Raw genomic sequence first — 4997 nt, forward strand, 5'->3', positions numbered from 1 at the left:
TTGAACCATGTCTTGAGTGGGGCCAGCGCACCGTGTTGGCTGCCCAGCGTCAGCGGTGCCCCGTCCGGCTTGCGGTAGTAGAACAAATGCCGTTGGTAACGTTCCAGCACCGGCTTGGTGATATCGGTCGGTTGCGCAATGCCACGCTCGTCACACCAGACGATGAAGCGGCGGGCGGCGGCGTCGCCGGGCGCGAGTGTGTCATCTGGATTAGTGCGCTACTGATGGGTCGCGCCGTACCCGTCCGCGTGCTGCACGAGACCTTTTTTCGGGCTCTGGATGGGACGCATTGGAAGGCAGCCGGGGTGTTAACACTGTTAACAGAAATCACCCTTTAGAATCAGGCGCTTAAAGTCAAAACGTTATCACTGATAACAACTGTTAACACCAGTATTCTTTTTAATTCAAAGAGTTAGGAACCACAAAGTGGTGCGTGTGGTGTGGGGGTGATTTTGACACGAGTTAAGGGCACACAACTAAGGGGTTTTTAGGGGCCTTTTTGGGGGCGTCGAAGACGCCGCCAAAGTGCGTTTTGCTAGCGCGGCTTTGCCGTGCAATCGGCGAGTTTTAAGCAAACCGTTGGCGTTCTGTGAGTCACTGTGTGCACCGCGACGACGGCTTTTAGTTTCGATGTTATTGGTTTGTTTGATCGTTAGTAGAACAAAGCCGGTTCGGATACTTCCGAGCCGGCAATAGTTTGTAAGTGGAGTGAGAGCTAAGACTAATTAATCATCATGATATGCAGAGTCTGTATGAAGATCATCAGGTAGGCTTTCCTTGGCTTGCACTTCATTCCTTACCGCTTGAATATCTTCACGATCCCCAATCTTATGCACCATAAATCTGCTTAATGCATAAGCGCCACCGGCTATTACGCAAATAAGGGTAGAAATATCTTTCATCCCATAAACAGCAGGGAGAGCAAATAAAATACATAAGCCGACTAGAAAGATAAAGCCGGAGGCTGCTTTAGCGTTGTTCCAAAAACCTAACGACATCATCAGAACCTTTTACGTAATAGATCAAACATTCTTCGCCAATCACCATTTGACGCATTACGTTGGCCTGGATGACCTTCCCTTGTTTCTTTTGAGCTAAAGGCATCCGGGGCCCGGGCTTCGGGTCCACCGCGACATACCATCCAGCAATTTTCACCTGTTACAGGATTAACGGTAGGGAAATTTGTACCGACATTTGTCGCTGCACCTTTCGTGCAGCTTCCGGAAGCTGAACTATTACTTGGACAAGTCATTTGGCACCGTCCATTACTTGAGGTATTGGGTACGATTGGAATCTCTGCATCTGGATCACCCAGAACACGTCCAAATTCTTGACGCATTTGACGGTCACCCGCAACCCACTCGTTATGAGTACGAACCGAACGGGGCACTGTTCCTTGTGCCCAAACTCCTCCACTAGTACCTGCTAGACCAAGTGGGTCTATGTAGCTCAGCGGATTCCCGTTGACATAGGTGTAGGTGTTGATCCCGCCCGCCAATCCTATTGGATCGCTCTGCAAGTAGCGACCACGCTTCGGATCGTAATCCCGGAAGTAATTGTAAACCTCCTTCCCTGATGCCGCTTCCCCGCTAAAAGCCCGTTTCCTCTAGTACCTCCGCAGTTTACAACCCCATTCGCTCAAGACGCCTATGTTTAGGACGGAGATTTTTCCCTAGATGCAGGTTTTCAGCAAAGTCGTGGTCCCGAATGCGCATTTCCAGAGCCTCAGAAGACCCCGGTTTAGACGCACCGCCACCCTTTGATACGGGTTATTTCGGCCACTGCGCCGAATCCGGTCCGCCTGACTGGTGGACCGACCGGGACGAGTGCGAGCCTCTAGACGGGGAGGCGGATTGGGTGCGCTGTGATGATGGCTTCGAGCTTTGGCATGATTGGCTGCTTGACCTGTTCACCAATGAATAAAGCCGGTGGGATTGCTTAGGCACCGGCTTATTTGCACTTCAAGCTATCGTGGCGTTCTGGGCTGGTAGTACCCCAGCTTTTTCAATGCATCAAGATGTCGATGCCTAAAGACTAGAATTGCTAGAAATGCAGAGACCAAATATCCGCCCATCCACATCTCCCTAGCTAGCTCGCTGGACTCGCGCGGACCTAAAACAAACTCTGGCACGTAGAAGACTAGCGCACAGATACAAGCAACAGTTACATACAACAAAAGCCCCAATACCAATGGCAATGGACGAGGTAATCGAGCCACAAGGCGAAGGAGCCAAGCATAGGCTTCTAGGACCCCGATTAGCGTAATAGTCCAAACTATCAAATACACAAACAAGTGAAGCCACATCATTAATACGTCCTTTACCACTTAGCGGCTGCAACCACAACGACCTGTCCCGGCAAGTTCGCCCCCACCGACTACTACACCCTCGGCAATTGCACCCAACGTATTTGCGGGAACTCTGCTCACAGACTGACTACCGACTTCTCTACCAATTTCGGAAAGGCGAATTTGGGGGCCAACACGGCCAATCACATGATTAAGCGGCCCACCTATTGCTCCACCCACCGCAGCTCCTGCAGCAGCAGTGAAATCATAATTGCATGGGTCACTGGGATTCTTATCATTAACGACATTGCCCGCCCACTGACCAGCTAAGCTTGCTACTGCTGCGCCTGCAGCACCTCCGGCCCAATGTGATGCCGCTGGATTAAGGAAGCCAACTGCTGCACCAGCTCCAGCACCGTACAAAACACCTTTCCAGCCACCGGAAATATATCCACCAATCCCACCAGCGATCCCGCCATAGATAGCGCCAGGGAGTCCTACTTCACCAGTCGGATCAATGTAGCTCAGCGGATTCTGATTGGCGTATCGGTAAGGGTTGATGCCACCGGCTAAGCCTATTGGGTCTGCCTGGATGTAACCCGTTTTCGGATCGTAATCCCGGAAGTAATTGTAAACCTCCTTCCCTGATGCCGCTTCCCCGCTAAAAGCCCGTTTCCTCTAGTACCTCCGCAGTTTACAACCCCATTCGCTCAAGACGCCTATGTTTAGGACGGAGATTTTTCCCTAGATGCAGGTTTTCAGCAAACGCAACGCGGCCCCGGAGGTGTATTTCCGGAGCCGCGCGGGGAAGTGTATCTAGAAGAGGTGCTTGGGCGAGATCAGTCGATTACTCAGCTGACCCTAGTCGCAAATGCGCTGCGGGGTGGGTGGCGGCATGGACGGCCTTGAGCCGGCCAATGCTCACATGCGTATAGATTTCCGTCGTGGTGATTTGGGCATGACCCAGGATCAATTGCAGGGCGCGCAGGTCCGCCCCGTTATCCAGCATGTGTGTGGCGCAGGCATGCCGGAACATGTGGCAAGCCCCCGGGCGGTCAATGCCGGCATGGTTCAGGTATTTGCGCACCATGTCATTGAGCCGGTTGTTACTGAACATTTCACCGTAATCCGTCAGGAACAGCTGACCGTCATCCGCACCCACCACCAACGCGGGCCGAACATCGTCCAGATACTTGGTCAACCAAGCACAGGCCCGTTCCCCAATTGGAACGATCCGATCCTTGTTGCCCTTGCCCTGGCGTATTCGTAATGTACCGTGCGGCAGGTCGAGGTCATGCAGGGTAAGCTGCACCAGCTCGCTTTTACGCACACCGCTTGCATACAGCGTTTCCAAGATGGTCCGATTACGTAAGCCCATCAAGGTCGTTAGGTCCGGCTGGTTCAGCACACTTTCCACTTCTTCCCGGCTGAGAACGGCATGCGGCAGGCGACGCGGTGCCTTGGGTAGTTCCAGCTCTGCCGCCGGGTTGTACAGGATATAACGTTGACGGGTGAGCCATTTGCAGAAGGCTTGCAGCGAGTGGAGCAGGCCTAGTTGCGTGCCAATGGTCAGCGGTTGCCCATCCGTCTTGCGATAGTCGTATAGGTGCCGCTGGTAGCGTTCCAGCAGGTCGCGGCTCAGGTCGTGCAGCTGCGCAATATCACGTTCCGCGCACCAAGCCAGGAAGCCCTCCAGTGACACCTTGCGCTTCTGCACCGTCGCGGCGCTGTAGCGGGCTTCGGACCAGCTCAGGAAGGCAGTCAGGTAACGCCGTAACGGGGTATCGACTGCGGCTTGAGGGGTCGCCTTGGCGGGTGTGCGTGGCTTCCGACGTAGCACACGTTGCTTACGCATGGGCTTCTCCCGCTACAGGGTGTTCCAGGCGCGATTGGGGATATGACCTGACCAAGCTAACAGCGTCAGTACTGTGTATTTCCGCTAACACAGGGACGCTATCTTCCCCAACACCCGTCATGACAGGCATTGCGGCTAATCCGGCAGGTCGGCAGACCGCCGCGAGTGGGCCGTTTTGGGCCCGCATTGCCCCCGCGTTCCGGGGGGACTCCCCCCGCGAACTGCCGGTCGAAGTCGTATTGCTGAGGGCATCCGCGTCAATCAACCCGCTCAAGTGTGGTTGACTGCCACCGTTTGCCTGGGCCGTCCTGGGGGCGTCGTACAGCAGTTCATAGACGAAGGACTGCCCTCGACCACCACGATGCACCAGCAGGTATTCCAGGGCTGTGAGCCGGTCCAGGTGCAAGCGCAGTTGCGTATCACCCCAGCCGGTGTAATCGCGTACCTGCTTGCGGCTAAAGCGGTAGTCCGTCTGGTGCATGGCCATGGACACCGTGTCGTGCGCCACCATGTCCCGAAGCAGCCACAGCAGCCGGCGTGTCTGGGGCGGCAGCTCGTCCAGGCTGCGGCCCAATACGTCATGGGCGAGCCGATTGGCTGCCGCAATGTCGTCGGGGGTGACTTCGACATAGTCCAGCCCATTCAAGCTTCGGATTGGCCGTTGGTACTGGTGCAGCAGGGCTATCGTGTCGATCAGGGTGAGATACTTTTCATGATCCCGACGGGTACGGGTCTTGTCCGCCAGGAAGGTCAGCCGATCCGCGTAGGGATTCACCACCGCCAGCGGCCGTAACAAGCGCTGGGCATCCTGATGCAAGGCCAGGACGCGCGCTTTGGTCTGCTTCGCTTCCAGGC

6 protein-coding genes and 2 pseudogenes are annotated in these 4997 nt (G+C 55.0%); 2 read left to right on the forward strand and 6 right to left on the reverse strand.

From position 1 onward, the window contains the following. Positions 1-338: hypothetical protein (locus CSQ89_RS22635; protein WP_158229063.1), on the forward strand; the 338-nt coding region annotated here is incomplete at its 5' end. A 387-nt stretch (positions 339-725) separates the two neighbouring features. Here CSQ89_RS22635 and CSQ89_RS19845 read toward each other — a convergent pair. Both CSQ89_RS19845 and CSQ89_RS23935 read right to left on the reverse strand, forming a co-directional pair. Beyond that, positions 726-1001 (reverse strand): hypothetical protein, encoded by a 276-nt coding sequence (locus CSQ89_RS19845; protein ID WP_099407757.1) that lies wholly within the window; start codon positions 999-1001, stop codon positions 726-728. Next, a pseudogene (locus CSQ89_RS23935) lies at positions 1001-1579 on the reverse strand (RHS repeat-associated core domain-containing protein); the annotation flags it as partial. The gene CSQ89_RS19845 and the pseudogene CSQ89_RS23935, both read right to left, overlap by 1 nt. A 128-nt stretch (positions 1580-1707) precedes the next feature. Here CSQ89_RS23935 and CSQ89_RS19855 point away from each other — a divergent pair. Continuing rightward, on the forward strand, positions 1708-1923 hold the full coding sequence (locus CSQ89_RS19855) for a hypothetical protein (protein ID WP_099407758.1): 216 nt from the start codon (positions 1708-1710) through the stop codon (positions 1921-1923). Between the two features lie 699 nt (positions 1924-2622). On the opposite strand, the gene CSQ89_RS23360 is transcribed toward CSQ89_RS19855, so the two are convergent. The 4 genes and pseudogenes from CSQ89_RS23360 to CSQ89_RS22640 form a co-directional block, all read right to left on the reverse strand. After that, the gene (locus CSQ89_RS23360; protein ID WP_233203353.1) at positions 2623-2766 is read right to left on the reverse strand and encodes a hypothetical protein; all 144 of its coding nucleotides are present in this window, start codon (positions 2764-2766) and stop codon (positions 2623-2625) included. A gap of 37 nt (positions 2767-2803) precedes the next feature. Next, positions 2804-2938 (reverse strand): annotated as a pseudogene (locus CSQ89_RS23940) (RHS repeat-associated core domain-containing protein); the annotation flags it as partial. A 196-nt stretch (positions 2939-3134) separates the two neighbouring features. Continuing rightward, on the reverse strand, positions 3135-4142 hold the full coding sequence (gene xerC, locus CSQ89_RS19870; protein WP_099407760.1) for a site-specific tyrosine recombinase XerC: 1008 nt from the start codon (positions 4140-4142) through the stop codon (positions 3135-3137). Further along, on the reverse strand, positions 4135-4997 hold an 863-nt coding region (locus tag CSQ89_RS22640; RefSeq protein ID WP_308418187.1), incomplete at its 5' end, for a hypothetical protein. The genes CSQ89_RS22640 and xerC, both read right to left, overlap by 8 nt.

This window comes from Chitinimonas sp. BJB300, assembly GCF_002735695.1.
In the GTDB taxonomy this organism is placed as follows: Bacteria; Pseudomonadota; Gammaproteobacteria; order Burkholderiales; family Chitinimonadaceae; genus Chitinimonas.

What these genes read in the sequence shown, in the direction of transcription:
- CSQ89_RS19845 (WP_099407757.1), bottom strand. Translation starts at nt 1,001, where the DNA reads ATGATGTCGTTAGGTTTTTGGAACAACGCTAAAGCAGCCTCCGGCTTT.
- CSQ89_RS19855 (WP_099407758.1), top strand. Translation starts at nt 1,708, where the DNA reads ATGCGCATTTCCAGAGCCTCAGAAGACCCCGGTTTAGACGCACCGCCA.
- CSQ89_RS23360 (WP_233203353.1), bottom strand. Translation starts at nt 2,766, where the DNA reads ATGGCGGGATCGCTGGTGGGATTGGTGGATATATTTCCGGTGGCTGGA.
- xerC (WP_099407760.1), bottom strand. Translation starts at nt 4,142, where the DNA reads ATGCGTAAGCAACGTGTGCTACGTCGGAAGCCACGCACACCCGCCAAG.